Origin of the sequence: Rhodococcus sp. (in: high G+C Gram-positive bacteria) (genome assembly GCF_049286785.1) — a bacterium.
Classification (GTDB): domain Bacteria; phylum Actinomycetota; class Actinomycetes; order Mycobacteriales; family Mycobacteriaceae; genus Rhodococcus_F.
The window spans coordinates 1-4,532 of sequence record NZ_JBAQEO010000288.1 but is presented as its reverse complement, the minus strand read 5'-3'; the positions used below and the strand labels follow the sequence as shown (position 1 = coordinate 4,532).

Below are 4,532 nucleotides of genomic sequence, written 5' to 3'. Positions count from 1 at the left end.
ACTCGGTCCTGCCTAACGGCGATTTCGCTGGCACCCCCGAGGACGCACTCGACTGCGCCTGCGGGCTCTACCTCGCCGACCCCACCGCCTGGCAGCAACCCCCGACGAATTAACGGATCAGACCACTTAGTAACCATCTGCCACGCTCGGACCCACTCACGGTGGGTGCCACGGTGAACATGCGTCATCTGGCGACCAAACCATCAACAACGTTCCCGTGCGTGTCATCGGCGTCACCGCCGGATACCCCGTCACTATACCGAAAGATCCTGCCGCAGCATCAGCCTCCGCAACCGGCAGGCGACCATCGGCGCACCCACCCGTTCGGCCCGTTACCGTCTGTCGGTATGGGCACCACCTTCCACGGGCCGAGCCCGTGGCCACACATCACCCGCGCCATCCGCACCCGCGGCGCCCGCCATGCGGCGATCGCCTACCTCGGCCAGGACGCACCCGAGCTGCTCCCGCTGCGAGCCGGGGACGTCCTGGTCGTCAACGCCTCCAAGGCCGCGGTCCGTGCACATGCCACCTCCCCCGCAGCCCTCGCGTACTACCTCGGCAAGGGGGTACGGGTGCTGTCCTCCCCGACCCTGCACGCGAAGGTGATCGCCACCAACCGGCGGGCGGTGATCGGCTCGGCGAACGCGTCCGAGAACTCCGCCTTCGCCGATGATGCCGTCATCATCACCGACGATCCCGAGGTCATCACCTCAGTGCGCAAGTTCATCGACGGCATCGACGAGATCACAGAAGTCGATGAAGTGTTCATCGACAACGCCACCCGCCAGTGGGAGATCGGCCGGGCGGTTCCGATCCCCGGTGTCAGCGGCCGAATCCACGACCCCGAGGCCGAGTTTCTCCCCGCCCCGGTCACCCGAATGTTCCTCAAGCACGCCGCCGACTACGAGCCCGGCCCCACCGAACACCATGTGCTCGAGGAGCACCGGCGGCGGCCGCGGACCACGTCCGGGCCGCCGGCGAAATACCAACTCGAATCGCTTCGCCTCGACAAATCCAGCACTATCCGGCTCGACGACGTGATCGTCTTCGTCTCCACCGACGACCAGTGGATTTACCCACCGGCTGTCGTGGTGTCCGAACCCATGAAGATCCCGCGGTCCGGCGGCGCGGTTCTGCATTTCCTCCGCATCCGCACCGACCTGCCCCCGCTGCCCCTCACCGAGGCAGAAAAGGCGCTCACCGACCTCGGCCACCCCGGCTCACGGCTGCGCAGCGACCACTACGTCCGCTCTCCCAGCCTCCGGACCGCCCTGATTGCCATGTGGGACCTTTAGCCGCCCCAACCGCACCGCTACCGGCACGCCGTGCGCGCCGCAGCCGCATCCCCGGAGGTGATGGCAAGGTCGTAAGCCGCGGCGACGGTGAGGTATTTGATGGCGTAGGTGCACTGGTATGCGGTGTTGGGCGGGAGCCACTCGTCGAGACCCTTGTCGGATTTGGCCTGGTTCGCGGGGCCGTCGGAGGCGAGGAGGTTCAGTTCGATGTCGTTAGCGAACGCCACGCGCTTGCCGAGGGGCCAGTGCGCGGCACCGGCACGCCAACTGCGCGCCAACGGGAAGATGTGATCGATTTGCACAGCTGAGGAGGTGCTCTTGCCGGAGGTGAAGGCTATTTCGCGCCCGGTGTAGGGGTCGTTCAGGGTGCCGGAGAGCACTTTGCAATCTCCGGTACCCGGCTTGTACTTGACATCGATCAGCTGGTCTCCGAGGACGTCATTTCTTGTGTCGCAGCCGTTTCGGGCGCCGACACCGTCGTAGTCGTCGGTCCACGCGGTACCGAACACGCATCCGTCGCCGCGGCCGCAGTCCCGCGAATAGCCGGAGACCTCGGGGAGCTCGTCCACGATCGTGAGGGCGGCGATAAGCTTCTCGACACCGGGAACAGGGGCGCTGCCAGCAGGGCTCGGTGAGGGGGCTGGTGGTTCATCGGCGGCGGCGACTGCGGAATGCCACAACCCGTCAACTCCTGGATTGCTCGTGATGAGTCCGGTGGCCACTACCGCCGCAGCTGCACCACCCACCAAGCTGGCTCTGCGTGTGTTCATCATTCTTGCCTTTCCGCCGAAGGTCGTTGTACATGGCGCGCGGGGCGTGTTCGGTCAGGTTCGGTCAGCTGCGGGTGAGGAGCCATGACGGGTCGGGTGTCGCCTCTGCCTCACCCGACCGGTGATGACAGCGCCGGTCTTGATGACCAGGACCAGAACCGTCACAGGGAGTAGACCCAGCCCGATTAAACGGAGCAGCGGACCGTGTGGCGCCCCAACGATGTCGCGAACAATGAACTCACGGTGAACGTGGGGCAGAGACCCGAGGACCAGGACCACATCCGTGGACTCCACGGCCATCAGGTCGGTGATCATGGGTACATCGGCATTGATATCGAGCGATCGAACAGCAGCTCCGGTCGCAGCAGAACCACCACCGCGCCTGCGATATAGAGCAGCAATAGCGCTGCGCGATAGGTCCTCTCGGGTGCGTGCTCTCTCATGACTTGCCCCAGTCGAGAATGTCGAGCTGGACGCGGTTGCGGTGGCTGATTTCCCACCGGCCGGCTTCGAGGTCGTGAAGGAGGTCGCGGCACTGCTCATCGGTGCTCACGCCCACGCTCTGTCCGATCACGTTGATCGGGCCGCGGATTCCGTTCCGCCAGTCGATGACCGTGTAGACGAAGTCACCGTTGGTGGCGAAGTCGCGTTGGCGGGTGCAGACGACGAAGTGCTCCGAGATTGCGCGGACAGTGTAGGGGCGATCGGGTTCGATAGCGAAGCGGATCCAGCCACCGGGGTCGAGTGGGATCGGGGTGGTCGGTGATCCCTCGGCGTTCATCAGTGTCACCACGCACCCCCGGCTGCGAAAGTGGCTTCGGAGAGTGCCGTTCGCTGGCTGTCGGCGAGCGTGTCACGGTCGATATCGCCGCGGCCCAGGCCCTCCGGCCGGAGCCCGACGTGGAAGCCGTCGCCGTCCCCTCCTTGGTGGGGGCAGAGGTAGATCGACAAGCCCTGCCGCTTTTCGTGGTGTGTGCGGGCGGCGCGGGCATCCTTGCGTGTGAAGTAGGTGCGTTTGTCGCAGTGCGGGCAGGTCACCCAGCAGGAGGTGGGGCGGTGGGCTCGAGGGGCCAATTTCCGGTGCTCCTATTCGACTTCGGACGCTGTCGGATCGTCAGACGGCGCGGGCGATCTGCAGATTGAGCCAATCCGAAACCCATTGGATGGCGTTGCGGCCGGCATTGTCGACGACCAGGTTCTGGTAGCTCTGGTGTGCACCGGAGGCGAAGAAGCTGGCGGCGTTCAGGCCCTCACCGACTACCGCGGCGAGATCCTCGGCCCCCTGCGAGCGCGCCATCGTCGACACCGATCCGGCGAGTCCTGCGAGGTCGAGGGTCTGCGCCTGCGTGGTGATCGCGTTCCCGACGGCGCCTGCCTGCTTGCCCAGTAGTGCGGGGTCGGTCTTGCTGACCTTGCCGGTGAGCATGTTCGCGGCCACCGAGGCGAGCTCGAGGCCGAGTGGGATCAGCGCTGCAGTCTGCGCGGCAGCACCAACCGGGTCGGGTAGCACTCCGGGCGGGGGGAAGAGCTTGTCCGCGGCGGCCCACGCAATTTCCTGTGCTTGGCCGGCGATGTTGGCCAGCTTGATCACGTCGACGTTGCCGAGAATGCTGGTGACCAGCGCCGCGATCTGGGTGTATCCGGACGGGTCCGGGATGATCGCGAGGATTTGGGAGACCCATTTCAAGTCGACACCGGCGGCCATCTTCACCAACGGCGCGAACTGCACATTCAGCTCCCGGGCGGCGTCGCGGGCGGCGCGGACATCGCCGGCGGCGATCTTCTGCGGGAGCACGATCAGGTTGTGCAGGATCTTCGGAATATCGAGGGCAGTTACGCCGGTCACGACATTGAGGGCTTGGTCGACGACAACTTTCGGTTTGAGGACCGACAGCACGCTCGACGCGGAGGAGAGGGCATCAGCGGGCGTGGCTGCCACTGGTGCGATCTGGCTACCGAGTGACGCGGCGGTGCCCGCGAGTTGAGAGATTTCGGGTGCGGTGGCGGGCAGTGTGGTGGTGCCGTTGTTCGAGAGCTTGGCTGCGGTGTTCGCAATCGTGGCCACGGAGGCGAGCGCACCGGACAGGTCCGCTCGGCTGGCTGTGGTGAGGACCTGCGCGGCCGCGCTCTCGGGCGTACCGGCCGGGGCAGCGGCAAGACTGCTGGTGGCGGCGGTGTTCGCGGCACCGGACTGCAGCAGTTCCGCGAGTGGGCTGAGCGTCCTACTCAGCGAGGTCGCAGTGTCGGCGATCTGGTTCACATCGACCGAGCCGCCGGTGTCGGTGCCGCTCAGTTGCTTTCCGAGCGCGTCGACGTTCGATCCGAGACCGGGCAGGTCGACGTCGGTGAAATTCGAGGTCAGGGCGGTGGCGACCGCCGCGTTACCTCCCCCTGTTCCGGCACCGGTGGTGCCGGGGGTCTTCGACAGGATCGACCCGAGCGATCCGAGGAACGGGTTGGCGCCCTT

5 protein-coding genes are annotated in these 4,532 nt (G+C 66.1%); 1 reads left to right on the top strand and 4 read right to left on the bottom strand.

Annotated features, from left to right (window positions below; genetic code table 11):
- Positions 1-347: 347 nt before the first annotated feature.
- Positions 348-1,295: a phospholipase D family protein gene (locus WAW17_RS11385; RefSeq protein WP_422333087.1), complete on the top strand. Its 948-nt coding sequence runs from the start codon at positions 348-350 to the stop codon at positions 1,293-1,295.
- 17 nt (positions 1,296-1,312) lie between these two features.
- On the opposite strand, the gene WAW17_RS11380 is transcribed toward WAW17_RS11385, so the two are convergent.
- The 4 genes from WAW17_RS11380 to WAW17_RS11365 form a co-directional block, all read right to left on the bottom strand.
- Positions 1,313-2,065, bottom strand: a complete 753-nt coding sequence (locus WAW17_RS11380; RefSeq protein ID WP_422333086.1) for an HNH endonuclease family protein — start codon at positions 2,063-2,065, stop codon at positions 1,313-1,315.
- A 439-nt stretch (positions 2,066-2,504) separates the two neighbouring features.
- On the bottom strand, positions 2,505-2,846 hold the full coding sequence (locus tag WAW17_RS11375) for a hypothetical protein (protein ID WP_422333085.1): 342 nt from the start codon (positions 2,844-2,846) through the stop codon (positions 2,505-2,507).
- A 5-nt stretch (positions 2,847-2,851) separates the two neighbouring features.
- A complete protein-coding gene (locus tag WAW17_RS11370) occupies positions 2,852-3,103 on the bottom strand; it encodes a hypothetical protein (RefSeq protein WP_422333084.1) in 252 nt (83 codons plus the stop codon).
- Positions 3,104-3,179: 76 nt separating this feature from the next.
- Positions 3,180-4,532 (bottom strand): cutinase (locus WAW17_RS11365; protein ID WP_422333083.1); only part of this gene is annotated, 1,353 nt, incomplete at its 5' end.

Bases quoted from the DNA above. Each gene is read 5' to 3' on its own strand.
- WAW17_RS11385 (WP_422333087.1), top strand. From the start codon at position 348: ATGGGCACCACCTTCCACGGGCCGAGCCCGTGGCCACACATCACCCGC.
- WAW17_RS11380 (WP_422333086.1), bottom strand. From the start codon at position 2,065: ATGAACACACGCAGAGCCAGCTTGGTGGGTGGTGCAGCTGCGGCGGTA.
- WAW17_RS11375 (WP_422333085.1), bottom strand. From the start codon at position 2,846: ATGAACGCCGAGGGATCACCGACCACCCCGATCCCACTCGACCCCGGT.